Annotated in this window: 25 protein-coding genes and 3 pseudogenes; 11 read left to right on the top strand and 17 right to left on the bottom strand. The window is 69.8% G+C overall.

Annotated features, from left to right (window positions below):
• Positions 1-192: 192 nt before the first annotated feature.
• Entirely contained in the window at positions 193-624 is a 432-nt protein-coding gene (locus tag ABZ923_RS35080) for a hypothetical protein (RefSeq protein WP_361480307.1), read from the bottom strand.
• A gap of 327 nt (positions 625-951) precedes the next feature.
• Between ABZ923_RS35080 and ABZ923_RS35075 the strand changes: the two genes are divergently transcribed.
• Positions 952-3516 (top strand): Helicase associated domain protein, encoded by a 2565-nt coding sequence (locus ABZ923_RS35075; RefSeq protein ID WP_361480304.1) that lies wholly within the window; start codon positions 952-954, stop codon positions 3514-3516.
• A gap of 416 nt (positions 3517-3932) precedes the next feature.
• Here ABZ923_RS35075 and ABZ923_RS35070 read toward each other — a convergent pair whose 3' ends face one another.
• Positions 3933-4346 (bottom strand): hypothetical protein, encoded by a 414-nt coding sequence (locus ABZ923_RS35070; protein WP_361480301.1) that lies wholly within the window; start codon positions 4344-4346, stop codon positions 3933-3935.
• Entirely contained in the window at positions 4343-6313 is a 1971-nt protein-coding gene (locus tag ABZ923_RS35065) for a hypothetical protein (RefSeq protein ID WP_361480298.1), read from the bottom strand. The genes ABZ923_RS35070 and ABZ923_RS35065 overlap by 4 nt, the downstream gene beginning before the upstream one ends.
• Positions 6314-7568: 1255 nt before the next feature.
• Here ABZ923_RS35065 and ABZ923_RS35060 point away from each other — a divergent pair.
• From ABZ923_RS35060 to ABZ923_RS35050, 3 genes and pseudogenes are all read left to right on the top strand, one after another.
• A complete protein-coding gene (locus tag ABZ923_RS35060; RefSeq protein ID WP_361480296.1) occupies positions 7569-7898 on the top strand; it encodes a hypothetical protein in 330 nt (109 codons plus the stop codon).
• A 9-nt stretch (positions 7899-7907) separates the two neighbouring features.
• Positions 7908-8117 (top strand): annotated as a pseudogene (locus ABZ923_RS35055) (helix-turn-helix transcriptional regulator); the annotation flags it as partial.
• Between the two features lie 970 nt (positions 8118-9087).
• A pseudogene (locus ABZ923_RS35050) lies at positions 9088-9368 on the top strand (helicase); the annotation flags it as partial.
• 986 nt (positions 9369-10354) lie between these two features.
• Here the strand turns inward: ABZ923_RS35050 and ABZ923_RS35045 are convergent.
• From ABZ923_RS35045 to ABZ923_RS35030, 4 genes are all read right to left on the bottom strand, one after another.
• Positions 10355-10573: a helix-turn-helix domain-containing protein gene (locus tag ABZ923_RS35045; RefSeq protein ID WP_361480293.1), complete on the bottom strand. Its 219-nt coding sequence runs from the start codon at positions 10571-10573 to the stop codon at positions 10355-10357.
• On the bottom strand, positions 10561-10737 hold the full coding sequence (locus tag ABZ923_RS35040) for a hypothetical protein (protein WP_361480290.1): 177 nt from the start codon (positions 10735-10737) through the stop codon (positions 10561-10563). Before ABZ923_RS35040 ends, ABZ923_RS35045 begins: the two co-directional genes overlap by 13 nt.
• Before the next feature lie 197 nt (positions 10738-10934).
• Positions 10935-11105: a hypothetical protein gene (locus ABZ923_RS35035; protein WP_361480287.1), complete on the bottom strand. Its 171-nt coding sequence runs from the start codon at positions 11103-11105 to the stop codon at positions 10935-10937.
• A 605-nt stretch (positions 11106-11710) separates the two neighbouring features.
• Complete coding sequence (locus ABZ923_RS35030; protein ID WP_361480284.1) at positions 11711-12514, bottom strand: class I SAM-dependent methyltransferase; 804 nt, start codon at positions 12512-12514, stop codon at positions 11711-11713.
• 491 nt (positions 12515-13005) lie between these two features.
• On the opposite strand from ABZ923_RS35030, the gene ABZ923_RS35025 reads away from it, so the two are divergent.
• Positions 13006-13311: a hypothetical protein gene (locus ABZ923_RS35025; RefSeq protein WP_361480310.1), complete on the top strand. Its 306-nt coding sequence runs from the start codon at positions 13006-13008 to the stop codon at positions 13309-13311.
• Here ABZ923_RS35025 and ABZ923_RS35020 read toward each other — a convergent pair.
• Entirely contained in the window at positions 13300-13425 is a 126-nt protein-coding gene (locus ABZ923_RS35020; protein ID WP_361480281.1) for a DUF6417 family protein, read from the bottom strand. The genes ABZ923_RS35025 and ABZ923_RS35020 overlap by 12 nt on opposite strands.
• A gap of 15 nt (positions 13426-13440) precedes the next feature.
• On the opposite strand from ABZ923_RS35020, the pseudogene ABZ923_RS35015 reads away from it, so the two are divergent.
• The 3 genes and pseudogenes from ABZ923_RS35015 to ABZ923_RS35005 form a co-directional block, all read left to right on the top strand.
• Positions 13441-13728: pseudogene (locus ABZ923_RS35015) on the top strand (transposase); the annotation flags it as partial.
• Between the two features lie 80 nt (positions 13729-13808).
• A complete protein-coding gene (locus tag ABZ923_RS35010) occupies positions 13809-14288 on the top strand; it encodes a hypothetical protein (RefSeq protein WP_361480278.1) in 480 nt (159 codons plus the stop codon).
• Positions 14289-14431: 143 nt separating this feature from the next.
• Positions 14432-14638, top strand: a complete 207-nt coding sequence (locus ABZ923_RS35005) for a DUF6207 family protein (RefSeq protein WP_361480275.1) — start codon at positions 14432-14434, stop codon at positions 14636-14638.
• Positions 14639-14662: 24 nt separating this feature from the next.
• Here ABZ923_RS35005 and ABZ923_RS35000 read toward each other — a convergent pair whose 3' ends face one another.
• From ABZ923_RS35000 to ABZ923_RS34980, 5 genes are all read right to left on the bottom strand, one after another.
• Positions 14663-15343: an HNH endonuclease family protein gene (locus tag ABZ923_RS35000; protein ID WP_361480272.1), complete on the bottom strand. Its 681-nt coding sequence runs from the start codon at positions 15341-15343 to the stop codon at positions 14663-14665.
• A 203-nt stretch (positions 15344-15546) separates the two neighbouring features.
• The gene (locus ABZ923_RS34995; protein WP_361480269.1) at positions 15547-15819 is read right to left on the bottom strand and encodes a hypothetical protein; all 273 of its coding nucleotides are present in this window, start codon (positions 15817-15819) and stop codon (positions 15547-15549) included.
• Complete coding sequence (locus tag ABZ923_RS34990) at positions 15819-16052, bottom strand: hypothetical protein (protein WP_361480266.1); 234 nt, start codon at positions 16050-16052, stop codon at positions 15819-15821. The genes ABZ923_RS34995 and ABZ923_RS34990 overlap by 1 nt, the downstream gene beginning before the upstream one ends.
• A gap of 138 nt (positions 16053-16190) precedes the next feature.
• Positions 16191-16538, bottom strand: a complete 348-nt coding sequence (locus ABZ923_RS34985) for a hypothetical protein (RefSeq protein ID WP_361480263.1) — start codon at positions 16536-16538, stop codon at positions 16191-16193.
• A gap of 12 nt (positions 16539-16550) precedes the next feature.
• A complete protein-coding gene (locus tag ABZ923_RS34980) occupies positions 16551-16808 on the bottom strand; it encodes a hypothetical protein (protein WP_361480260.1) in 258 nt (85 codons plus the stop codon).
• A 107-nt stretch (positions 16809-16915) separates the two neighbouring features.
• On the opposite strand from ABZ923_RS34980, the gene ABZ923_RS34975 reads away from it, so the two are divergent.
• Positions 16916-17128 carry a hypothetical protein gene (locus tag ABZ923_RS34975; protein WP_361480257.1) on the top strand — a complete coding sequence of 71 codons (213 nt, stop codon included), beginning with the start codon at positions 16916-16918 and terminating at the stop codon, positions 17126-17128.
• A gap of 143 nt (positions 17129-17271) precedes the next feature.
• On the opposite strand, the gene ABZ923_RS34970 is transcribed toward ABZ923_RS34975, so the two are convergent.
• Complete coding sequence (locus ABZ923_RS34970; protein WP_361480254.1) at positions 17272-18189, bottom strand: hypothetical protein; 918 nt, start codon at positions 18187-18189, stop codon at positions 17272-17274.
• A gap of 480 nt (positions 18190-18669) precedes the next feature.
• On the bottom strand, positions 18670-19311 hold the full coding sequence (locus ABZ923_RS34965) for a hypothetical protein (protein ID WP_361480251.1): 642 nt from the start codon (positions 19309-19311) through the stop codon (positions 18670-18672).
• Positions 19312-19732: 421 nt separating this feature from the next.
• On the opposite strand from ABZ923_RS34965, the gene ABZ923_RS34960 reads away from it, so the two are divergent.
• Entirely contained in the window at positions 19733-20692 is a 960-nt protein-coding gene (locus ABZ923_RS34960) for an NlpC/P60 family protein (protein ID WP_361480248.1), read from the top strand.
• Between the two features lie 73 nt (positions 20693-20765).
• Positions 20766-22091 (top strand): RICIN domain-containing protein, encoded by a 1326-nt coding sequence (locus tag ABZ923_RS34955; protein ID WP_361480245.1) that lies wholly within the window; start codon positions 20766-20768, stop codon positions 22089-22091.
• A 385-nt stretch (positions 22092-22476) separates the two neighbouring features.
• Here the strand turns inward: ABZ923_RS34955 and ABZ923_RS34950 are convergent, their stop codons facing one another.
• Both ABZ923_RS34950 and ABZ923_RS34945 read right to left on the bottom strand, forming a co-directional pair.
• Positions 22477-24327, bottom strand: coding sequence for a hypothetical protein (locus ABZ923_RS34950; protein WP_361480242.1), 1851 nt, complete (start codon positions 24325-24327; stop codon positions 22477-22479).
• Positions 24327-24587 (bottom strand): hypothetical protein, encoded by a 261-nt coding sequence (locus ABZ923_RS34945; RefSeq protein ID WP_361480239.1) that lies wholly within the window; start codon positions 24585-24587, stop codon positions 24327-24329. The genes ABZ923_RS34950 and ABZ923_RS34945 overlap by 1 nt, the downstream gene beginning before the upstream one ends.
• Positions 24588-25224 lie beyond the last annotated feature (637 nt).

The following is a 25224-nucleotide window of genomic DNA, read 5'->3' as shown; positions in this document are numbered from 1 at the left end:
GCAAGCAGGGTGACGGTCCGTCCGCTGCGCTCCCGGACCTGCGGGACTCCGTCCCGCTATCAGGCTTCCGCTTCGCTCCAGCCTGGCCGGCGGGTCCGCTGCGCTCCCCTGCCCAACGGTCCCTCCGGCTGCGCCTCCAGGGCCGTTGGGCCCGCTGACGCGGGCCCGGCTGGCTATAAGAGGGGGGTCGGTTCAGTCTTGCCCGCGTTGCTTTGGTGGCGTCCACGGCTTCGGCAGAGGCGGTGGCCCCTCCAAGGCGCTACGGAGTTTCTCCTTCAGGCTTTTCGGCGGTGCCTCCTTCTCTTCCTGCGAGTGCACGAGGCGGGCCGCGGTCACCCGTATATGACACTCACGGTGTCGCTGTCTCACAAGCACCACCCACGCGCCATCTTGAGCAAGGAACGCATGCCGGGCCGGCTCGTCTCCCGGCCGCGCATGCCGGGCCAGCACCCCCGGCATGTAGTTCATGGCCGCATCCTCGGCCGCGGCCACCGCTTCCGCCTCGTCCTGGCCGATGTGATGGGTACCCACCAGCATCCACCGGTGCAGTTTGAGTTCTACGCCGTCGGGGCTCTCCGTCGTCCGGGTGTCCTCCTCGATGAGGACGTACCACTCGGCAGTCACAGCCGGCGCCTACCTGTCTTCCGAGGCCCGCGGGCCCGCTCTTCTCGATCGGAGTACGGACGGCAGAAGGGCCCCCGTGGGGGGAAACTATCATGCTGCTTGCTGTCTTTCTCGATTGCTGTGCTTCATTTTGCGCCTGAGATAGACTCTGGACTGGTGAAGCACCACCAGCGGAGGTGTCTGAAGCCGCGATCATCGTCAAGCCTCGGATCTGCCCCCGGCGATGGTCCGTGGCCTTTCGCAGCCACGTGAGGTCAACGCCCGGGTCTGACAGGTCACTTCGCGAGGTTGGACCGCACTCCGACAGACAGCAGAAAGCCGGTCGATATGGCAGTGAAGGAACTCCGCCCCCACCAGCGAGAAGCCGTAGACGGGGTGCTGCGCGCTCTTGAATTGCCTGCAAGATCCACTGTGCCCAACCGGGGACTGCGGACCCAGGTGGTCATGGCGACCGGATCGGGCAAGACCCTCGTCGCCGTGCGCAGCGCTCAGGAACTCCGGGCAGGACGCGTACTGGTACTCGTTCCCTCCCTCGATCTGCTCGCCCAGACCGAGGCCGCGTGGCGCGAGGGAGGCCGGACAGGCCCGATGATCGGGATTTCCTCCCTGCGGGGTGAGGAGGTGTCCTTCCCCAACACCACGGACGTGCAGGAGCTGGTCGACTGGGTGCGGCCGTTCGACAAGATCACCGTGTTCGCCACCTACGCCTCCCTCGGCCTCGGCACACTCGAGCGCGCACACAAGGCCGGTCTCCCGGGCTGGGACCTGATCGTGGTCGACGAGGCGCACCGCACGTCGGGCCGGATCGGCAAGCCGTGGGCAGTCGTCCACGACAACACCCGCATCCCCGCCCTGCGCCGCCTCTACATGACCGCCACCCCCCGCCTGTGGCAACTGGACGACGACTCCGAGGCCGCGCCGGGCGTGCCCGGTGAGCTGGTGGCGAGCATGGACAACGACCCTGAGGGCCCGTTCGGCAGCAGGGCCTTCACCTTGACGCTCTCGGATGCCATCGACAGGGGAATCTGCGCGCCGTACCAAGTGGTGTGCCTGGACATCACCGACACCCACCTCCAGGCCGCCCAGCTCCTGGGCGCGGACGCACGGTCCGAGCAGGTGCGCGGGGCGCGGCTCGCAGCCCTCCAGACCGCGCTGGTGAAGGCTTCGGCCGAGGAAGGCTTCCGCAGGACGCTGGTCTTTCACCACCAGGTGAAGGAGGCCGAGGCGTTCGCGGCCGGCCTCCCTGGCGTCGCCGGCCGGCTGCATGCGACCGACGCTGAGCTGTACCCCAAGACGATCTGGGCGGACTGGCTGTGCGGCGACCACAAGCCAGGCCACCGGCGCCAGGTGCTCGGCGAGTTCGAGGCCGGGATCGCCACGGACGGCACGGTCGTGGAGAAGAGCTTCCTGGGCTCGGTGCGGGTGCTCGGCGAGGGCGTCGACACCAGAAACTGCGACTCCGTCTACTTCGCCGACGTCCGCGGCTCCATGCCCGACCTCGTCCAAGCCGTCGGCCGCGCCCTACGCATCCGCCCCGGTGAGGGCAAGGTCGCCTCGCTCGTGGTGCCCGTCCTGCTCGGACCCGGCGAGACGGTCGACAACATGCTCACCTCCCGGGCGTTCGGCGGGCTGGCAAAGCTGCTGGAAGCGCTCAGGGCACACGACGCCCGGGTCGTGGAGGCTCTAGCGCAGCCCCAGGCGCCAAGCCGTGTCCGGGGCGTACAAAGCCGCAGCGGGGCGGCGGCGGAGGAAGAGGAGGGAGCAGGCAGCGACCGAAGCGACCGACTCTCCGTGCCGGCCCAGACCCTGCTGAAGTTCTCCACCCCCCGGGACCCGGCGCAGCTGGCCGCGTTCATCAACCTGCGCGTCCTCCACCCCGAACACGCCCACTGGCGACGCGGCATCGAAGCCGCCACCCTCTACCACCGGCGTTACGGCGACCTGCGCGTGCCCTTCACCTACCGCGTACCCACCGCGGGCAGCGACGACCAGGAGCAAGAGGCGAAGAACGGCGAGGGGTGGCCGGCCACGCTCGCCGCGTTCCCGCTCGGGCAATGGGTGGCCGACGCTCGAAGGATCTACGCCCGCGGCACCATGGGCCCAGACCGTGTGGCGCAGCTGGAACGGTTGGGCATGGTGTGGTCGCACTACGACGTCGCGTGGGAAGAAGGCCTCGCCGCAGCCCGCGGATGGGCCGCCGAAAACGGACACCTCCTGGCCCCCACGGACGCCACCTACAAGGGATACCGGGTAGGGATCTTTCTGAAGAACGCCAGGGCCGCCGCCCGGAAAGCTGTCGACATCGAGCACCGGCGCGCCGAAGGTCTTCCGGTCGGCTCGGCGGCCGGCGCCCTTTCACAGGAGCGGCGCGAGCAGCTCGAGGACATCTACCCCGCCTGGTGCCCCACCTGGTCCGTGGAATGGCAACGCTGCTTCCACCTCGTCCGGCAGCACCTACAGGCCGGCGGCCAGCTGCCCACCTCGCCGGGCGTCGTCGTGCACCAGGGCGAGGATCTGGGGCGGTGGGTACGGGCACAGCGGCTCGGCTGGGACAAGCTCACCACCGTGCAGCAGTGGATGCTGGAGCACATCCTCGGCATCACGCCCGCCAGCGACGACGAGAAACCCAAGCCACGGCGCACACAGGCCGACAAATGGGCACTCAACCTCACCGCCGCCACCCAGTACTACGAGCGCGAAGGACACTTGAAGGTCCCTCGGAAGCACATCGAAACGATCATCGGCGAAGACGGGGAGAACGGCAGCGGCCAGGACCAGGAGGAATGGCAGATCCGGCTTGGTGCATGGATCGGGAACCAGCGCAGCCGGGCCGCAACCCTCTCCGCGGAGCGGATCGAGCAGCTCTCCACGATCGGCATGCGATGGACATGATTATGCCACGTACGCAAAACCGCACATAGGGCGTACATGAGGCGTTCATCATGCGTAACACCGTTGATCGCCAAGGCGTACACGGATCTGCCCCCTCGCAACACACGACCGGCACACGGCGGTCCCGGCGCAGGTCGTCGAACGTCGCCGGTGCGGGACGGCACTCACGAGGTGCTCGGTAAGCCGAGGACGGACAGGGAGCAGCTCCTTCGGGCGGGCCGGCCGTTGGCCGGCATGGGGCGTGCCCCCTGCCGGGGGCCGTGCGGGGTGAGGGCCGGGTCCCTGGGGACCCTGGTCGACTCGGGTGCGGGACCAGGGCCGTTGGCCTCGGAGCGGGTGGGCCCCGGCACCGCCCTTCCCGGTGCGGGGCCCATGTGTGTTTACCGGTGCCGGCTGTGGTTTCGGCCGGTCGGGGGTCAGGTGCGCCGACGCGGCATGCGCGTCCGGTGCACGAGCGGGATGCCGAGGCGGGCGGCCACGGTTTTTTCCAGGGCGGAGACGACGTGGCCGGGGGTGGCGTCACGCAGCGGGATCACCCAGTACTCGACCCATTCGTCCCGCTTCGACGTGCTGCCCTTGATGTGCTGGCCGAGCCTGGTCGCGGCGGCCCCCCGGTTCAGGGCCCTGGTGGGGGCGGTCTTTCCGCAGTAGCAGGCGTTGCCGTTGCGGTTGACCACGATGTAGATGGCCTTGTCCTCGTACCCGGAGTCCTCGCCGATGGAGATCGGCTCGGGCTGTGGTTCGAGGAGCCACTGGCCCGCGAGCCGGGCGAGCATGGTGTACCGCTCGTCGGTGATGACCACGAGGCCGGCCCAGGTGGTGTCGGTCATCCTCGCGGCTCGTCCTCGGAGATGAGGGCGAAGTGCTTGTTCATGAAGGTGAGCTGTTTGAAGGACGGCTCGACGGCAGTCCAGGAGAGTTCGGTCGTGGTGCCGTTCTTCTTACGCAGGGCGGTCAGGTAGTCGAGGTCGTCGGCGGCCCTGGTGAGGGACAGCTGGAAGGCGGTGAGGGCCTTGTCTTCGAGTTCGGTGGCGGTGGGTTCGTTCTGGTAGCCCTCGGGGGCGAACCCGTGGTTGGCGGCGAGGCGCAGGTGGGCGTTGAAGTCGCTGCCCTTCCAGCCGTCCTGCTCGACGAGGTGGCCGTCGGCCCACCATCGCGGGGGCAGGCCGGCCCGGATCCGCTTGATCGCGTCGGCGAGCACCTGCCGGCCCTCCTTCGTGTCGAGGACGGTCTTGATGACCGTGCCGACGCCGGCGCGCATGACCTTGATGTTGCCCACGATCTGCTCGGCGGAGCCGCCGGGCGCGAGGAGGTAACCGCCGGTGACGAGGGTGACCATGGCGAGCACGCCGAGGAGCAGCCGGGCAGGGACGTCGCCGTTGTCGGCGCGCTCCAGGAGGTCGTCCACGGCCTGGTCGTTGTCGATGTTCTCAACGGTCCACTCGTGGTCGGCGAGCGCCTGCCACAGGCAGCCGGTGTCCAGCGCGGTGCGCACAGGCGCCAGCTTCTCCTTGGGGAAGCTGGAGTACGAGCGCAGGCCGAGTTCGACGATCGGGCCGCTGCGGTGGGTGACCTGGAGGCGGCGCTTGTCGAGCTTCGCGGCCATGACCGCGTTCAGCCGGGGCTCCTTGCGGGTGAGCTGCTGGACGACGTACGTGAACCGCAGGTCGCGGAAGGCGGGGTTGAGGCCGAGGGACTTCATGGCGTCGGTGACGTCGGCGCGGCCGAGGAGCACGTCCCGCACGGCCTGGGCGTTGTCGTCGCCGAGCTCGCCGGCGTCGAACAGGGCGGTGACGATCTCCTCGGCGGTGACACCGTTCTTCGAGGGCTCCTTGAACTCCTTCACTCCGATGTTCATGCGCATCAGCAGCGAGCGGACCGCGACGGGGAAGCGGCCCATGCCCATGGTCGGGTTGTCGTCGGTGTAGCCGACGATGACCTGCACCGGGACGGTCATCGCGTTGAGGAGCCTGGCGGCCTGGTCGCGCTTGGCGCGGGCGGCCTTGCTCGTGCCGGTGGCGGCGTTGATGTCGCGGTAGGCGTTCTTGACGATCTCCCGGACGAGGTTCCGCCGCTCGGCGAGGGGAAGCCGCATGAGGTGGGACGGAAGCAGGCTGTCGGGGTCCTTGGCGTTGGTGGGGCGGATCGAGCTGGCCGGGACCTTGATGTCGGCGGTGCAGGCCGCCCAGCGGCTGTTGCCGTCGACGAGGCTCAGGTCGTCGTCGGGGTGGCGTCCGGGGTTGCGGAAGGTGGCGGGGACGGCCGTCAGGGACCGCTCCACGATGCGCCGGCCGACTTCCTGCGGGTTGTTCTTCCTCACGCTCTTGGACGCCCGGTCGATGGCGGCGAGGAGGTCGTCCATGGCGTCGGCGTAGACGAGGGTGGCGTCGGTGTCGTGCGCGGTAGGCATGGACAGGACCCGCTGATGGTTGCTGGTGTCCGGGTCGGCCGCGTAGTGGGCCTCGTCGAGGAGCCGGTCGTTCTCGATCGCGGGGGACAGCATCAGCGTGTACGCGCGGTAGGTGAGAACGCTCAGCCAGCCGGTCTCGACGCGGTGGCGCTCCAGGCGGGCGCCTTCGAGAAGTCCGGGCTCGACCGCGCCGTACGCGATCCGGCGGACGGCGGCCGGGGAGATCTGGACGTCGGGGTGGTCCTCGAGGAACTTGATCGCCTTGGTGGTCTTGCTGACCGGCTCAACGCGGTGCTCGAACGGCGTCGAGCGGTCGCCAGAGCGGATGTCGATGACCTCGATACCGTCGATGTCGTCGTACTCGTCAGGGATGTCGATGGTGCTCACAGGGCCTCAATCGAATGGGCCGGCGCGAGGCGGGCTCGCGGCCGGTGACCGGCGTACGCGAGCAGAGCGCCTCGGAGCGCAACGCACCCGTGCCCGCCCGGTGAGGACCGCGGTCCGTCGCTGAGCTGACCCGGCGTCGCTTCAGTGACCTGTCGGCGGAATCCGGGTACCCGCCCCGTGACGTGCAGGCGGCGTACTCAGGTCTTGCCGGTGGAAACCGCGGTGTCCATCGGCTGCACAACAGGCCGCTTTCGGCGGCGACGATGACATAAGGATATGCCCATCAGAGCCGGGCGCGGCAGCAAGTTGACGACCTCTCCGATCCGCCCCTCTGCGACCTGCACGATCTCGCCCGACGGCCCGTCAGAGTCTGGGGTGGGGCCGCCTACCATACGGCCGGCGTGTCACCTCGACGTCCGCACCGCTGGGGCGCAGCGGACGACACCGTCGTACGGCCACGCCGCGGCGCGGTACAGCGCACGGCGGATGGACGAGCAGCGGAACCGGACCCATTCCACGACGTACGGAGACCAGCGTTCTCTCCCGGCTCCGGGCGCACGTCCGTCGTACGGCGGACGAATCCCGTGCCGGACCGCCGAGTTCAACGGATACACGCCCGCGGCCCCGGTCGGCGCCGTACGACGCTGGCCCTGCTGGCGCGCAGCGCCGGCGCCGCACCGCCGACAGCGTCCACCCGAAGCCGGCTCGGCAGTCACGCATCCGCAGGCCCCGGGCGCGCGGGGAACCCCTCACCCTCGACGCACGTCAGGCCGGCACCGAGGGCGGTGCCGGCCTGACGTGGCGGCGGGCGCGGGCCAACGCGCCTGCCAGAAGTCCTGAAACGGTTCGGGCTTGCGACCAGTAGCCGTCAGGAGGACACCGGCAGCCTCGCCGCCGGTGTCGTACTGGGACCACCGTCGCGCCGAAACGGCCTGGGCCGCAAGCTGGCCGGAACGAAGGGTGGGCCGCCAGCGGGGCAGCAGGCGTGCAACCTGTCGGCGCCAGGCTGGTTTCGGCGGGCCCGGCGGCCGGCGGAATTCACGGCGGGACGGGGAACACCGGCGGGGCCGGCAAGCCGCACACCGGACAAACGCCGCACCAGGGCGGGGCGACGGGACACCAAGGCATGGAAGGCTGTGTGCCACGCAGCCCGGCCAACAGCAGGGCCAACTGCCTTACGAGCTGCGTCACTTTGCGACCAGTAGCCCCGGGCCCCGGCATGCCGTCGGCGCCCCCGTCAGGAGGAGTCCCCACCATGAGCCTTGCCCCGTTCCCCCACCCGGCCGGTCCCGCCCCGGTCTGCACCTGCGCACCTCCCGCCCCGCTGGCCCCGGGGCCAGCGGGAGGCGGTGAGCTGGACGGCGCCGCAGGACGGTTCGGGCCCACCCACGCGCTGATCCTGCTGATCGCCGTCCTCGGACTCGGCACCGGCCTGTTCCTCGCCGGCACCGAGCTGGAGACCGTCTTCGCCCTCCTGGGCGGCTGCGGCGCGATCGGCGCGGCCACCCTCACCGCCGCCGGCGGAGGCCGCCGCCTGATGAGCCTCCTCGTCGAGGCCGCCGTACGTTCCGGCGCGAGCAAGTAGGCGGCGGCCATGGCCCGCTTCCCCGCCGCCGTCCCGGACCGCCCCTACGCCCGTCTCGCCGAGCACCTGAGAGCCCTGCGCGGCGCCGCCCGGCTGACCCAGCGCGCCCTGGCTGACGCCGCCAACATCTCCCGCGGCGCCGTCCAGCGCGCCGAATCGGGCACTGCCCCGCCGACCCCGGCCGTCCTCGACGCCTACCTCCGCGCCTGCGGCGCCGGCCCGGCCGACCAGGACAAGGCCCGCCGCCTGCACGCCCTCGGCCGCACTGTCCAGCGAGGCAAGCTCCGCGCGCTCCAGGCACCGGCCCCCCACCTCGTTCAGTACGAGCGCGACTTCAGCCTCGTCCTGGCCGCGGCGTACGAACGGGCCGGCGCCCCGCCCCTGCGCGACCTCGACCGGCCGGGCCGGGCACGGGTGCCGCTCGCCACCGCGTCGCGGATCGTCAACCGCAAGGCCCTGCCCGCCAGCCGCGAGCAGCTGATCACGTTCCTCACCGTGTGCGGCATCCCTCCGGCCGCACAGCGCCCGTACCTCGACGCCTACGATCACGTCACCTCCCGGCGCCGCACCCGCCCCGCACCCCCGCGCAGACAGCTCACACAGCGGATCCGCCGCAGCCACCCGCTCCCCCTCTCCCACTACGACCTCGATCGGCTGGCCGCCGGCATCAGACCCGCCCTCGTAGCCTTCGCCGCACACTGCGCCCGCTACGACGTCGACCAGCTGGCCGCGGGCATCCAACCGGCCGTCGAAGCACTCGCCGCGGACCCCGGCATCCGCAACGCCCCCGCCGTCGCGGCCGCAGGCGTCCAGGTGTTCGCGGACGCCCTCGCCGTCATGTCCCGGTCGGCCAGCCGGGAGGCACACCGCAACGGCACCACCCCACCCGACTGGATCACCGCCACCAACCTCCTCACCCACGGCATGGGCTCCACCCGGCCCGACTCCGCCGTCGTCTTGCGCCCCGCCGGCGACGACGGCATCGACTTCGTCATCCACACCCCCGACGACGGCACCACCGCGTTCCAGGTCAAGAGCCACCAGCAACCGGTCCGGCCCTCCCCCCGCGCTGCCAGCGGACCTCGTCCCCCAACCGCCATCACCCGCACCCGCCGCCTGACCAACACGGCGAGCAGCAGACCGGCCACCCTACGGCGGAGCGGGGAAGCCGCCTCATCGCGGCGGGGTGCAGCGGCGAGCCGAAGACCTTCCGGTGGGCTCGGCGGCCGGCGCGCTGTCACAGGAGGGGCCCCGAGCAACTGGAGGACATCGACCCCGCCTGGTGCCCCACCTGGCCGGTGAAGTGGCAACGCGTCTTCCACCCGGCAGCACCTGCAGGCCGGTGGCGAGCTGCCGACGGAGCCGGGCGACGTCGTACATCAGGGCGAGGATCTAGGGCGGTGGGTGCGCTCGGTCCGCCTCGGCTGGGACAAGCTCACAGGCGCACAGCAGTGGATGTGCGAGCACATCCGGGCGGCTGATCGCCCGGCTTGTCCGGTACAAACCTGCTGGAGCCGGAGCAGGCGATCTGAAAGGCCGGACACCAGGCATCTCGCGCCACCCCCGCGTCGGCGGGGAGGACATGTACGACGAGAACCGTTTGATCTGCGCGAGCGGAGCACCCCCGCGTCGGCGGGGAGGACGAGCTGATGGAGCGTCTGCGCTCCATCGTCGCCGGAACACCCCCGCGACGGCGGGGAAGACTTCGGCTTCGGCTTCGGGCTGGTCGGCGTCGGCGGAGCACCCCCGCATCGGCGGGGAGGACGCGTCGGCGGGGAGGACTCCTCGGCCACAGGGATGGCCAAGGAGGTGGACGGAACACCCCCGCGTCGGCGGGGAGGACTGCTCGTACTGGGCCTGGAGGTCGGTGAAGCGCGGAGCACCCCCGCGTCGGCGAGGAGGACCCCCAGGCCACTTACCTGGCCGCCGCCATCGCCGGAGCACCCCCGCGTCGGCGGGGAGGACGCCCAGCCGGCATTCAACGGGCTGATGCAGCACGGAGCACCCCCACGTCGGCGGGGAGGACCGGACGCGTGGGGTCGTCTGGCCCTTGGCCCACGGAGCACCCCCGCGTCGGCGGGGAGGACCAGATCGAGGCGGTCTTCTTCCCCCACGCCATCGGAACACCCCCGCGTCGGCGGGTAGGACGCCTCCACGGACTGGGATGGCCTGCGGATCAGCGGAACACCCCCACGACGGCGGGGAAGACCTTCGCTGGTTCGGCAGGAGCATGGTCGTCACCGGCACACCCCCGCGACGGCAGGGAAGACACCGCGAGGACCACGCTATCGTGCGCGACCCCGGTGTGCCGCCGTGCCGCGTCGCAGGATCGCCGCGCCAACGGCGACCGACGACCGGCGCCCGACGGTGACCGGCGCAGCGACGGTCCCACTAGGCCGAGGGCATGGTGCGCTCGGCCGGGCTCCGGGGCGTGAGGAAGAAGTGTCACTCGGGTGTCAGGGCCGCTCGATGGTTTCAGCGCTATCGGGAACCTCTTCGACGCCGACGGTCTCGGCCGCGCTGTCCCGCAGGAACTCATGGACAGCTTGCTCGGGGACCCTGAAGGATCGCCCGACTCGGATGGCTGGCAGATGCCCCGAGTTGACCAGGCGATAGATCGTCATCTTCGAGACGCGCATGACGGACGCCACTTCAGCGACGGTCAGGAAGACCATGTCGTTATGGAGGGGGGCGGTGTCGGTGGTGCGGTGGCGTGGCGGGCTGCCTGGCGGGGCCGGGCTTCGGCGGCGGCCATGTCGTAGGTGGCGTAGCGGTTGCGGGTGCGGGCCGAGGTGAGCAGGTCGTCGATGGTGCGGTCGTCGTCGGGTAGCACGGTCATGAGCAGTTCTTCCCGTCGGGGTGCTCCGGGCGGCGGAGTTTGAGCAGGGTGGTCAGGCGGCGTTGGCCGGTGCGGAGCGGGTGGATTCCTGGTTGCCCATCACCTCGGCGGCCTCGGCGGCGGTGAAGCCCATGCCCTGACGGCGCAGGCCGCTCCCGGGAATACAGCCGCGATCGTCCGCGTCCCGAGAAGCGCGTTCAGCGGCGGCCGCTCTTTTTCTGTTCGGTCCAGATGATCAGCACGCTCACGGCCAGTACGGCGGACAGGATGCCCAGGAACCAGGCGGGAGGACCGACGAATATCGATACGACGAACCCCAGGAATGTGGCCAGCAGCGCCATGCTCGCCCACAACTCGCGATCACTCATGCGTCCCCCTGTGCGTGGTGAGCCCTCGTCCCCCGCGGACGGGTGAGTAAAGCAAGAGAGACATCACCAGAGGCACGGCAGTCGGTCAAGGGCCAGCCCCGCCTGTGCGGCGATGCCGGGGCCGACGGCGTCCACACCAAGGCGGCATAGAAGAAACCGCCCACCAAAAAACCGCGGCAAAAGACGGCCGCCAAGCCGGGTCACGGCTCGTACAACGACGTGAAGGCTACGGTGTCGGCGATCTCCACTGGGCCGGGCGCAGGGCGAGGTCTCGTGTCCTCCCCGCCGTCGCGAGGGTGTACCGGAGCCGGGGACGGAGCACCGCGAGGTCCGTTCCGGCACCAGCCGGGCCGGAGCCGTCGACGTCACCCTCCGCCGCAGGTATTGACGGCAGGGGCCATTGCTGTAGCCCTTCGGTCGATCGGCAGCAACGTGCCGTCCAGGATCGAATGCCTTGGTGGAGGCGGTGCAGCCCGCGGGCCGCAGGTCCGAAGCCAGCGCGGCGAGGACCGCACCCGCAGCGACCGCCTCAAGCGCTGAACACTTCGCGAAAAACCCACTGCAGGCGGCCGCGAGCCGGCAGGCCGGCAACGACGAAAGGCGGATCAGGGTGTCGGCTCAGACGTGCCTCGCGCCTGGTCGCGGCTGGCGACCACCAGGTATCCATCGCTCTCGGGGTCGAAGGTGGTGGACTGCACCGTGAGCCCGACACTCCGCAACTGAGCCACGAGATCCTCGTACCGGTAGGGCCAGATGGACAACCGCTCCGAGCAAACCCGCACTGCCCCATCCGGCTCGATCTGGGCGACCACGATCTCAAGGAAGTGTTCCTGCTCCCAGCCCTGCTCGATCTGCCAGTAGTAGCTGACGACCGCATCTCGGTCGTCGCGGCGGATGAGTCGATCGCGGACGTCTACCCGTGAGCCGGCGGAGCGCACGAGCTCCCAGTTGCGTGAGTGGAGCACAAGGCGTCCGCCCGGATTCAGCAGCCGCGACATCGCTTCCAGTGCGGTCAGGCGCCCGGCTGAGCCCTCAGCGTGCCCGAGCGAGTTGCCGACGCAGAACACCAGATCGAACGTGGAGTCCTCCAGGTGGTCGGGCAGCTCGTCCCAGCTCGCGCGGAGGGCTCGAAGCGAGACACCCTGCTCGTCGGCGGCCTTCTCGGTCCGGCGAACCATCCCATTGCTGGCGTCTGCGGCGACCACGTCAAGGCCAAGACTCGCGAGCCCGACGGCGAGCTGGCCGGTTCCACACGCGCAGTCGAGGACGCGCGCGTTGGGCGGCAGAGAGCCCACGACATCGCTGTAGTAAACCGCGGCTGCCTTGGCGGGGGTCAACCTGTCGTCCCCGATCAGCCACTCGTATACGTCGGAAAGTGCCCCGTAACCAGCCACCGCGATAACCTCCATCACTCGACGACACGCGGGCTAGACCGCGCCTGCGATTCGGACCTTGCGCCTCGCACTGTGCCGGGCCGTGTCAGCGCAGCATTGAGCAGGACCCAACCACTTCCGGCCGCTGAGACTCCACCGGATTTCGTGGGAAACCACGACACGCCGGACCGTCGCAGGTCCCCACTCCACCGGCGCCCCATCGACCACGATGGGGACCGCGGCCGGCAAGCGCGCGTTTACTGCGGAGCGCTTTTGGCTCAGCGACTACGTCCATCTCGCCGACTTCGCCGGATACAGGTTCTCCTACGACGCACCAGAGGGCGGATACCAGTGCCCTGGGCAACGGCCTCTGAAGGCTCGTCAGTAGCTCCCGCATCGGCGTACAGCGGGCGGTGCGCACCGTCCGCCGCGGTCCGCTGCACGAATAGTGCATGAATCGAATACTGCCTCTTCGCCAGTAGACACGCGAGACGACGGAGGCGGTCGTCGACGCGGTCACGGGTCCCCTGTCAGTTCCCCGGACGCTGCTGCTGGGCCGGTACGACGGCGAAGGGCACCTTCAGTACGTCGGCCGTACCACCACCCTCGCCAAGGAGGCCGGTACGGCGATCGCCGCGATGCTCCACCAGGCCCGGCGCGGGCATCCGTGGAGGGGCTGGCCGTTCTCGACCGGGTGGGGCAGCCGGGAGACGCTGGACGTCACGCTGGTCGAGCCCGAGCTGGTGGTGGAAGTCGACGCCGACGTCGCCCGCGATGCCTCCGGCCGCTGGCGGCACGCTGCACGCCCGCCCGGCGCCGTGTCACTCCTGTGACGGGACACGGGCAGCGATCTCCTTGGCCCAGCGCCCAGCCTCCGGCACATGGGCCCCGTACTCGGCCGCAACACGGCGCAGCAAGGTCAGCAGGTCGTGCGTCTCGTGAAGCATGAGCAGCGGCAGTCGCTCGGCCGCCCGCTGGCCACCGACCTGCGGCGGCCCTGGGAGAAGCCATCCCCGCCGAACAAACTGACCCCTGCCCGGGTCCGGCGGGGGTTCAGAAACCTCCCCGCCAAGACCGGCTCCCCGGCCGGTGCACCCAAACCGTCTCGTCCCGGTCCGGGACGACCCCCTGGTTCGAAGAATCGCCGCCCGGCCGCACGCCATGACGTGGGACGGGTCCTCGCTGCCGGCGAGGCATACACCCGCCCAGCCCACCCCAAGAAGGGCACCGAACCTCGGCGCACTGGATAGACGACGAGGGCAGGGGCACAAGGCAGAATCACCGTGTCGGCTCGTCACCTACCCGAGGCGTCGGTGAGATTCTTTGACCCGTGGCTGGAGACTACGCGCAGCAACAAGGCGACTCGCAGGCGCAGGTGACGCCTGTGCGGGCCGAAGTCGAACGCGTACTTGTTGAAGCAGAGCGTCTCGAACGCCATGCCCACCGCCGAGTGTGCTTTTGGTCCTACATAGACGTCACGCTCGGCTTTCCCGCTGCGGTGCTCGCCGGCATCTCTGGAGCTACCGGGCTGGCGGCACCGGATGCCCGTGTCCCTGCGGCACTGCTTGCCCTCGTCGCCGCTGGATTCTCAGCAGGGGCGGGCTTCATCCGCAGCGACGTAAGACGCGCCGTCAACCGACGCAGTCGGCTGGCATGGGCTGAGGTCGAAGCGGAAGCCCGCCTGCTTCTGGCACAGGAGACTCAGCTGGATCGCGAAGCTGTCCAGGAAGCACTCCGGAACCTCTTCGACAGCCGGACAAGAGCCATCGCAACCCACACAGGGGACGGCTCAGGTGGGACGTCCACGTGATTCAACCTGGTGCCTTACCGCTTCCGGCGCCCCCACGATCACCGCCATCCGCACCACCAGCTGAGGCGCACGCTGCTGAGCCGAGCGGGTGAACCCCTGCCGAAGCAAGAACCCCTTGACCGCACCAGCTCGTCCTGGAAGACGTGGATGCGATCAACGAAGTGCACGTGTCGGAGCCCGGTCTGGTCGTCGTGGACGTGGCAGCCGCTGACGACCAGACCGCCTTCACCTTCCAGCAAGCGCTCGCGTCGATGTGGGCGACCACCGCGGTCGAACGCACCACACGCGACGCCGGCCAGCCCGGCGTACGGCTGCGCTGCTACCTGGACATGCTGCAGGCACCGAGCTGAACGGCACCGGCCGGGCCGGCTCCTCTAGCGGGCGAGGGCGACGGTGATGGGCGTGTTGGAGCACTGGCCGAGCTGGCCGGCCAGTGCGTCGTGCTCGGTCGCGTCGATGCTCAGGCCCCAGCGGATTTTGTCGGCGATCCAGTCGGTGACGTACTGGCAGCGGTAACCGGCAGCCGGGGGAAGCCAGGTAGTGGGATCCTGATCCGCCTTCGACCGGTTCGACGCCGCCGATACCGCGATCAGCGCCCGCGCATCACCGAGGTCGTTGGCGTAGGCCTCGCGCTCGGCGGCAGTCCAGCCGTAGGCGCCGGAGTCCCAGGCCTCGGCGAGCGGGACCAGGTGGTCGATGTCCAGGCCGCGGGCACCGTTGAGGTAGCGGTCGTCATAGGGCGAGTACCACTCACCACCACTCAGGGCGCAGCGCGGACCCTGCTCGGGCGGGGTGACGGCTTCGGCTTTGAGGACCTCGGCCCGGGTGTTGCAGCCGTCCTTGTCGGCGTCGATCCAGTGCCGGAACTTGGAGCGTTCATAGCCGGTGCGGTCCTCGGCCCGCACCGGCAGCTGGTCGAGCGCATCGCGCACGGGAAGGATCACCGTCTCCCCCGGCGCGCGCGAGTGCGGCGGTGCAGCCGCGGTGGCGGTGTGGGCGGTGACGGGGAGGAGCAGGGCGGCGAAGACGGTGGCCGCGGTACGGGCGAAGCGCATGGAAGCCGGTGTCCCTTCGAAGATCCCGAACGTCCTTGAGATCTTCGTAGCGGCCCTCCCGGACAACACGCCCGGAAACCGGGGGTGGGATCACCCGCGCGAACGGTAAGTCACACCGCCGCACGTCCGCGGCCCTCTAACTCGGAGGTGGCTGGCGGCGCAGCGGGGATGACAGCCGGTGCGGCGCACTCGGCCTGGGCGGGCTAGACCTCGATGTAGGCGACGACTACGACGGTGCGCAGCGCGGTGACGAAGTACAGGATCCGGACGGCTTCGAGCTCGTCGGTGTACTGGCGCAGCTGGGGGCCGGAGGCGCTGCCGGGGATCGGCTCGCCGACGTCGGGATCGACGGAGACGACGACCAGGGCGCGGTCCAGGGCGTGGATCTCCGCCTCGCTGGTGATGTTCTCCAGTTGCTTGGCGGCGGAGTCGGAGAAGGCGATCCGGGCGCGGCGCGGCCCCTGCTGTGGGGGCATCAGGCGACGGCCGGGCGCTGGCGGGCGAGGCGGGCGAGGTGGGCCTCGCGCAGCTCCTCCCACGGGGTGCACTCCTCCACCGAGGGCAGACCGTTGGCGGCGATGTCCTCCAGGACGCCGGCGAACTGGTCGGCGTTGGCCCGGGTACGGGCGGCGTACGCGCGGACCGCGTCGGCAGCCGCGGGGTCCAGCTGCTGCCGGACGGTGTCGCTGGGGGCCGGCTGTTCGCTCATCGTGGGCTCCGTGGGGCGCGGGGCGCGGAACTAACGATCCAACGGTACCGCCGGACCTGCTGGGCTGGGACCGCTTAAGGGCGGTCCCCGACGTTTGGGTTCGGGGACGGACATCGCCGGTCCGGCCCCGCGTCTGACTCAGTCGAGTTGTGTGCAGACGCTCGGCCGCAGCGCGCGCTTGACCACCCATCCCGTGGTGCCTTCGCGCAGCCCTGACGACGGGCGGGTGCCGGACGCGCTGCCGGAGTCATAGGCCAGGCGGATGCGGTACCAGCCGCCCCGGGCCTGGGAGGCATACACCGAGTCGCCTCGGTGGAGCAGGCCGAGGGCGGTGTAGCGGGTCGTGACCTGATAGCCGCACTCGCTGAAGTCCGCCCGTGCAAACGCGGTCGGGAGCTGCTCAAGGGTGCTGGCCGAGGCCTGCGGGACGGCCACGGCCGTGCTGGACAGGACAGCGGCCACGGCCGCGAGGATCAGTCGCTTCATGCCCGCCAAACCTCAGTTCGCGGCGGCTGTCACGGCATGCGGCCGAAAGATCACCCGCGAGTGCGTACGCCCATGCTCGGCCGCCCTCGCGCTCCGCCAGAGGAAGCCGCCGCTCGACGCCGGCGCGAAGCCGAGGACCACTACCAGGACGACGACGTCATCGTCGTCCGTGTCCGCCGGCCGTTCGCGCGCGGGATCGGCGTGCTCCTGGTCCTCGTCGGCGGCAGCCCGCTCGACGGGCAGCAGCCACGGGGCGGCCTCCGTGGTCATTATCCCGGTGTGGTGCTCGGACCGGTGCCGAGTCGACGTCGCGGGGTGCTCATGACGCTCTCCCGCCCGTTCGGTGACCGCCGACCTCCCGGGGCCGTTGACAGTCCATGACGAGTGAGCTGAGCCACATCTACGCCCGCCTGGCCGCCCAGCAGGACGAGCTGCGGGCCCGGATCCTCCCGACGCAGAGCGAGGCCAAGCGGCGGCGGCTCGTACGGCTGTGGCAGCGGATCTACTCCGCGTATCCGGTACCGGTGCTGGCGGACCGTGTGGAGACCGGGGAGCAGAGCGGAGACAGGGCTGTCCACCAGTGCGCTTAGGGGTGCGAATCGGCTAAGGCTGGGCTGCTTCTGTTGCCTTCGCTGCCGCGACCGCAGAGTCTCGCTCACGCTCGAACGCCGGACACACGCTTGGATCGCCGAAGAGGAGCGCCTCGAGGACGAGAGCGTCGTCCAGTTGTGCCTCAGATGCCGCCGAGGCCGATGTCGGGCTCGTGAGGTGCCTCGACCGTGTGGTCAGCGTGGGTGTGGTCGAACAGCTGCGTCGCCGGCCAGTCCAGGGTGTCCAACCTGCCGTACGAGATGACACCGGAAGGAGCAAGGCGAGTTCGTCGGACACGCCCCGCCTGCGCCCTGGGCCTCACCGATCGCGCGGTGCCGGACGCCCTCGTCGGCTCGACGGCGTAGTCGGACGGCTGCGTCACCGGGTAGTCCGGGCTGTCCATGCTGTCCAACCAGCCGTAAGAGATGACGCCGGGAGGAACGTCAGGATTTATGAACTTCCTCGCCGGCTCGACGGCTGGGCAGTCGTCCTGCATGAAGGTGCGCAGGTCGCCCACGCATGCGTCTAACCGGCTGACGTTCAGGGAGTGCACCGCCTGCCCGACGATCTTCGTGAGGTCGTCCAGGACGAGCAGGGGCGTGGGATGCAGCAGGTACTTGCCGAACTTGACGCCTGCCTCGAGCTTGGGGTTACCCCTGGCGGCGCTGGTGACCAGCTCACTCGCCCAGCCCTCAGGGGAGGCCTCCGGGAGGATGAGTTTGCCGAGGGCGTCGAAGCCGTCGGCCGCGCCTCTCTCGCCGACATGGGGCACCACTGCCGCGTCCTCCAGGTCCGTGACCGTGATGTCACTATCGGCCCAGTTGTACGCACGCAGGAGTACTGCCAGTTCACCGGCGGCTTTGACGAGCTTGCCCTGAGACGCTGCATCACCGGGGACCGGGCCGGGCGGCAGACCCAGCAGCTCTGCGGCCTGCCAGACCACCTCGCTCACCTTCTCCGCGCGCTCGCCTGGAGGGCACTGCGCGCGAAGGACGGCGGCGGCCTTACGGGCCGCCCGCAACAGCTCGTACGCCCGGCGCTCGCGTTCCTTCCTCGTCATAGGCGGGAATTCGACCGACTTCCGTTCACCGTTCGAGACCACTGCCCCCCCCGTCGGGTCCGTGACCGCCAGAAGTCCGACGGTAGCCTCCAGACGGCACCGATGGGTGACCCCTGCGGCCGACGAGGCCAACGGCGCAGAAACCACCGCAAGGTGCACGTCTCTCGGTCCTTTCGTTCAGTGCCCATCCCCAATGCGCCTCGACGTTCACGGCATCGAGATACCCGCCGACACCGCAGCGGCCGCCTCCCGCGGCCAGGTCCTGGTGCTGCTGGAGGAGCTGCTGGTAGGGACACCCGCGAGGGTGACCGCCGCTGCAAGGTTCCCGCCGCACCAGCGTGTGCTGTCGGTCTGGTGCAGCTGCGCTGGTGTGGCACCCTCACGAACTCCGGCGCCTCTTCAGAACGGGGGGCGCGTCCCACAGGAAGCGGTGTGCCATGTGGGACGCGTGTCCGGGCGAGAGGTCCGCTGGCCGAGGGTTCAGCGGTACAGCTTCTTGGAGGAGGTGTAGATCATGCTTCCGACACCGGTCATGTTGCCGACGTGGGACCAGCGTTCCTGGCAGTTGGACCACCGCTGGTAGCGCTTGATGGCCCAGGTCTGCTTCCAGATACCGCGCTTGGCGATGAACATGCTCCTGGCGGGGACGGTGTACTCGATGGTCTCGCTCCCGCCGATGTCGGCGGACAGCTCCAGCTCGAAGCCCTTCATGACGGTGCCCTGCTGCTTGTTCTTCTTGTTGATTTTCGCCCTCGCCTTGCCCCGGAGGCTCGGCAGCGAGGGCAGTTCACCGGTGAGCATGCCGCGGGCGGAGTAGGTGTGGGTGAAGGTGAACTGGTGCTTTTGGTCGGTGGAGGCGCCGTTACGCCAGGTGAGCTTCTCGGGACGGCTGTCCCAGCCCTCGCGGATCAGGATGGGCGTCACGCGGTCGACGGGCTGGCAGGTGTCGCCGCCCTGCACCTTGGTACCGGCGAGGGCAACCTGGCCGGAGGTGCCGCCCCGGCCGGAGTCGGCGGTGAACACGTCGGTGACCGAGGTGCCGGCGACAACGCCCGCGGCCAGACCGCCGGCGAGTACAGCGATGATCAGCGGCCGGGTCTTGCGGTGTGTGACAGCAGACATGCGGATCCTCCTTCGAGGAACGAGTCGGTGATGGAGCCACCCCTGGGCGGTCGCCCGGTGGATCGGCCGTGTGCACGGCTGCTCGCCCCGGTCGTCGACACCGGCAGATGGCGAGGGTGGACGCGGCGGACCCGGATGCGCCGTCGACGTCTGGCGCGGTCCGGGTGGGCCGGTCGATGAACTGAGCGTGCCGGGCGGGGTCATCGCGGGGCAACACGTCATGGCGGACGGGACAGTCCAGCTTTGTCTGTGCAGGTCACCGCCCCTGTCCGCGCTCATGCGGCCCACCGCTGTTCCGGGGCTTTCAGCGCTGGACGGGCCGGGACTGTCCCGGACGGCTGAAGATCTAGCGGGACACCTTCGAGGCGAAACAACCTCCTTGCCGGGCCGCGAACTACGCGGTCATCTCGAGGAGGTTGCAATGGGACGGCAGACACGCCTGCCCTGGCGGCAGGTGCCGGGGAAGCAGACCGCGCGGAAGGTGCTCCGGTCGGCGCCGGGGGCGCACCGCAGGCCGCGCACCCCCGGCGCGGGCGCGAAGAAGATCCGCAACGGCATGGCCGCGGTGGCGGGACTGGCTGTGGGGTTCGTGCTCTCGGTGCTGGCGGGCATGCTGCTGGCCGTGCACGGGCCGTCGGACTCGTCTGCGGCCGGCGGGCCGTCGGTCACGCTCCGGCCGGAAGCACCGGCGGTCCCCAAGCCCGCGCAAGCGCACCCGGCCAAGCCTGCCGTGCCGGGCACAGCCAAGGCCAAGCCCGTGAAGGGCAAAGAGATCGGGCTGCGGCCCGGTGACACGCTGTGGGAGCTGGCGCGCACGCACGGCACGACCGTGAAGCAGCTGCAGCGGCTCAACCACCTGGGATCGTCGACCCTGATCTACTCCGGGCGGACGCTGCGTATTCCCGTCAAGCCGGACGCTCCCGGCTTCGCCCGGCCCACGACGACCACGCCGTCGATGACCGCGCCTGCGCCGGGCCGGCAGCCCAGCACGACGCCCGTCCCCAAGCCCGCCAAGCCGGCCAAGCCGGCCAGGTCCGCGGTGAACGCCGTGGCCTATGCCCAAGCACAGCTGGGCAAGCCGTACGTGTGGGGCGCCACCGGGCCGCACAGCTTCGACTGCTCCGGCCTGGTGATGCGGGCCTGGCAGGCGGCCGGGGTGACACTGCCGCGCACCACATGGGGACAGATCCACGCAGGAACCGCCACCACCCGCAACCGCCTGGTGCCCGGGGACCTCGTCCTGTCCCACGGCGGCGGCCACGTCGGGCTGTACATCGGCAACGGACAGGTCATCCACGCCCCCCGGCCCGGCACCGTGGTCACCATCGCCCCTCTTCCAAACTCCGCCCACGTCGTCGCCTACCGCCACATAGGCCAGTGAAGAATCCGCAGGCTCCGTACGGGTGGTGGGTCCTGGGCAGCAGCCGCCCCCGACTTTCGAAGGTGGCAGAAGGATGCTGGAAAGAGCACTGATGTACGGATCAACTGCCTTTAAGCTCCCTTGGTACTCATGCGACAAGGGAGTGGTGATGGGACAGGGGCCCGACCCGGCAGCGGCAGACAGCCCTGCGCAGTTCATGGAGCTGATGCGGCAGTTACGCCGCTGGGCGGACCTGAGTTACCGACAGCTGGAACGCAACGCCACCGACGCCGGCGACGTCCTGCCGCGCACGACGATCTCCGCCGCCCTGAGCCGCAACGACCTGCCCCGCGCCGAACTCCTGGCCGCCTACGTACGGGCGTGCGGCGGCGACGACGACACGGTGCAAGCATGGCTCGACGCCCGACGGCACCTGTCCATATCCGGCAGCGCCACACCTGCGTCCGCTGGCGAGGACGCACCGCAGAACACTTCCCAAGAGGACGACGACGGCGCGCCGCAGGCGGCGGTGCCGCCCCCCATGGCAGCAGCCGCCGAAGAACAGAACCCGGACACCGACCCAGCCGGCGAACCGACCGCTGGCGACCCGGCCGATGACACCACCGATCCTGCCAGCGCTCAGTCGAACTGGCGCCGGCAGGGACCGCTGGTCGCCATCGCCGCGTGCACGGTCGTCGGGATACTGGCGCTGGCGCTGTGGCCGTCCAACGACGGTACGGGCGGCGATGCCGGCGGTGCCGGCGGTGCCCCCACGCGATCCCCGCACGCAAACGCCTCGCCCAGCACACGTTCCAAACAGCCTACTTCCTCACCCGCCAAGCACCGGACGGCCGACGCCCTGCCCGCTGTCTCCCCCACCGCCTCGCCGGTCGAACGGGACAAGACGGCCGCTCCCCGCCCCAGCCACAGCCCCACGCATGTTCCCGCCCGGATGCCGACTGCCGGCTGGAGCCTCATCCACCCGGCGTCCTCGCCTTCCCTCTGTCTCACCGAGGGACGCGAACGCAACGGGCGCACCACTCGTGAAATCGCCGTCCAGCATGCTTGCGCGGATGCCCCCCTGCCTCGCGTCTACCTGGAAAAGCTGAGCGGACAGACCTACCGCATCCAGTGGCACAACCCCGATCCCGGCAAGGGCATCGGCTGCCTCGCCGTGGACGGAGCCTCCACCTCCCCCGGAGCCCTGCTCGCCCCCCGAGACTGCGAAGACAGCAACAACCAGAAGTTCCGCCTGGAAGCCTCCGGCAGCGGCTTCCGACTCCGGCCACTGCACAGCGGCCTCTGCGTGGGATTCCTGCCCCCCGTCACCGACGGCGCCGAAGCCGCGCAAACCGACTGCACCGGAGCCTCCAGCCAGGCATTCACCTTCACCGGAACCCGAGACGGTAACGGAACGTAGCCCTTGTGGAGGGGATGAGCCGGACTCCGCGGGCTGTTCGGGATGTGCGGCTTCCTGATCCAGCCATTGCTGGTAGCGCGCCGAGGCAGACCCGGTGCGAGGGTCCTGCGACTGAACCCGGAGAGGAGCGCCCAGGCGGACGTCACCGCCCCTCCGTTCGCCAGCTGGGCCGTTGGGGGCCGGGATACCGACATACTGGGGGATGTCCCGGGATACCCCGGTCCATGTACTGAAGGCGGACGACGACGCCTGCTGAAGCAGCAGCTCAGCAGGCCGGAGCGCGCAAGGAGAAAAGAGTTCGGGCGCCGCCCGGTCGGGTGCCGAGAAGGCCGGTGGGGGCAGGCCCGATACGGGTCTGCCCCCACCGCTGGTTCGGGGTGCTTGGTCAGTTGGTGTGGCCGGTGGTCTTGGGCAGGGCCTGGCCGAGGCGGTGGACGGTGGTGACGGTGTCGGTGCGGGTGCGGTTGCCGTTGGCGTCGATGCCGAAGTGGCCGCTTGCGCCGGCGACGGCGTCGTTGCGCAGGGCGTACAGCTCGTTCCTGACGGCGTAGCGGTTGGGCAGGTTGGTCGGTCCGTCGCCGTGGGCGGCGGCGTTGTGCAGGGCGGTTGCTGCGGTGAGGACGGCGTCGTGGGCGACGATGGGCCAGTAGCTGCTGGTGAGGTGTTGCACGGGGAACTGCTGGTCGTGGTGGGGGGCGGTGAAGTTCTTCACGAACGCGTTGTACAGGCCGCGGTCGGGGTTGTCGGGGCCGCGGAACTGTGCGGCGTCGGGGAAGGACGCGTACAGCACGGTGATCGGTGCGTCAGCGTTGTGGAGTGCTTCGGTCTTGGGGTCGAGGGCTGCCGCGTCCGATCCGGTGACGACGGTGATGGGCTGGGCGTGGCAGCTGCGTTGGGCCAGCGCGTCGAGGAATTGCGGCAGGTACTTGACGCGGGCGGCGTAGTAGACGGTGTCGATGGCCTTGCTCGTGTTGCAGAAGCTTTGGCTGATGGTGGGCAGGATGGCGCCGGGCCCGCCGCGCGGGTCGAAGACGAAGTCGGAGTTGGGGTCCAGGTGCTTCTTCAGGTCCGCGATGGTCCGAAAGCCGTGCTGGAGGGATTCGGTGTAGAGGTCGCGGGTGCCGTTGGGGGTCACTTTGGTGCTGATCAGGGCGGCGGTGCGCCGGCCGGAGCCGAGTGTTTTGCTGATCGCGGTGAGCTGGTCGGTGTTGGACAGGGCGACCCGGGCCAGTCCGTTGATCGGTCCCTTGCCGTCGACGGCGCCGGTGGCGTCGAAGCCGTCCGCAGTGATCAGGTCCCCGACCATGGGCAGGTCGGCCTTGCTCAGCTCGCGGGCGGCATCGACCGTTTCCTGCTGGGACAGCCCCAGCCCGGCCACCGCGACCAGGTGCTCCGCGTCCTTGCGGGCCTTCAGCTTGTCGACGGCCGTCTTCCATGCTCGTTCGGAGCTGCCCATCGACGCCACCAGCAGCCGGATCTTCGGCCTGCTGTCCTTCTTGTTCTCTTCCTCCACGGCCGTGTAGGCGCCCTCGAGTTCGGCCACGTACTGGCCCACGGTCAGCGCGTTGGCGTCCGTCGAGCTGAGCGGTGTGAGAAAGGCGAACGTCACGTAGTCACCGCCGTCGGTGACGTCGCTGTTTTCCGCGGCGATGGCCTCCATGAGGGGCTTGAGGTCGTCGCCGAAGACGGCCGAGCCGTCGCTGCCGTCGGTGACGCCGGTGCACTCGCGGTCCTTGCCGGTCACCAGGTCCGGGTTGGACGTGCCGCAGTGCTGGCTTTTGAAGTCGTCCAGGTTCCCCTCGTGCACCTGCCAGGCCACGATGGCGGCGGCGACGAGAAGGAGCGCGGCGCCGGCCGCCAGGCCGGCGCGCAGGCGCCCGCGGCCACCGCCCGGCAGACCCTCCCAGCGCCTGCCGTGTCCGGCCGGCTGCCCGGGCTGGTTGCTGAGCGTCTCCCAGCACCGCAACCATACCTTCTGGTCCGCCTCGCTCAGCCCGCAGGCCGGCAGGTACTTCACCACGAAGTCCTGAGAGGGCAGCGCGTCCTTCGTCAGCACCGTGTAGATCGTGGTGCTCGGCAGGTCCCCCTTGCTGGCCGTCGCGATGGCCTTGTAGCTCTTGCCCCCGCGCAGCTGCTTCAGCGCGTCGCGGAACTGCTTCTGGTTGCGCACCCGCAGCGGGTCGGGCCCCTTGCCCTGCTTGCCCCGCGCGCCCGGCCAGCCTCCCGGCAGTTTCATCACGCACCCCCGGCCAAGCCGACGGCCGGGCGCTGTCCGCTCAGCCAGGGGCCGATCTGCGAGGCGGCGGCTCCGGCCGCCGCGACCAGCCCGATGACGTCGTACGCGGGCTGCCCGCTGCACACGAGGATGATCACCACGAGCAGGATGACCGTGAAGACGGTGATCCGCTGCAGTGGCGTGAGGCTTGCGCCGCACTGCGCGTGGTTTGCGGACACCGCCTGCCGGTGGTGCCGGGACAGGTTAATGCGTACTGACACGGTTGTTCCCCTCCCTGGGCGCGGCGAAGATCGCCGAAACGGCACCGCATCTCAGTTACCGGCTGTGATGCGGCTGTCACCCAGTCTCTGCCTTGGCTGCACCGGAGGAAAACCCTTCGGCTCAACCGGAATCATCCGGGATAATCACCGCTCGATTTCGGAATCCTTTTCCACTTGGAAAGCGCGGCGTATGGAACCGTCCGGCGGATCACCCGCCAACACCCGGACCGGTCAGCTGCATGCCGGCCGCAGCACACACCTGCACGACACCGCCACACCAGCCCACACGCCCCTGAACTGCGCATTCATCGTTCCGAACGGTTCCGGACCCATCCCGAACACGAAAGATCTTGCATAGCGGCCCACCCGATGATGAGCTGAACAAGCGGAACCCCGCCCTCGAAAAAGGCCGTCCCTCTCCCTTCCTGGGCGCGGCAGCACAACACCGGGCGGAACAGGGGGCTCCTGTTACCGGCAGGAGCCCCTCACCGCGTCCCCTCCGCACGGAAAGCGAACTATTCCGATCCCACTCGAACTGCATTCCGCAGAAAACGAAAAGAAGGAATCGGTAACCAGGGACCCGGGACAAGCCGCCGACCAAAACCCCGCCGCGAACCGGCCCACCCGCAGGTGGACC

It is taken from the genome of Streptomyces sp. NPDC046881, from assembly GCF_040645015.1.
Taxonomy (GTDB): domain Bacteria; phylum Actinomycetota; class Actinomycetes; order Streptomycetales; family Streptomycetaceae; genus Streptomyces.
The sequence above is the reverse complement of the archived record's forward strand: the minus strand, read 5'-3'. Positions and strand labels throughout refer to the sequence as shown.